This is a genomic window from Prauserella sp. PE36 (genome assembly GCF_003311655.1).
In the GTDB taxonomy this organism is placed as follows: Bacteria; Actinomycetota; Actinomycetes; order Mycobacteriales; family Pseudonocardiaceae; genus Prauserella_A; species Prauserella_A endophytica.
Map to the genome: position 1 here is coordinate 1 of NZ_QEQT01000024.1, position 221 is coordinate 221.

The following is a 221-nucleotide window of genomic DNA, read 5'->3' on the forward strand; positions in this document are numbered from 1 at the left end:
GGGTCGCCGAGGGTCGACATCTCCCAGTCGAGCACGGCCTTGATCTCGTCGTCGGCGCCCACGAGCACGTTGTCGAGCCGGTAGTCGCCGTGCACGATCGCGGGCGGCGGCGAGACCGGGATCCGCGCGGCGAGCCGGTCGTGCAGCTCCTCGATGCCGGGCAGGTCGCGGCTTCGCGAGGCGTCGAGCTGCTTCTTCCAGCGGCGCAGCTGGCGCTCGAG

General features: G+C 72.4%; 1 protein-coding gene. It reads right to left on the minus strand.

The annotated features are described in order from the left end of the window. On the minus strand, positions 1–221 hold a 221-nt coding region (locus tag DI005_RS00760), incomplete at both ends, for a phosphotransferase (protein WP_147263813.1).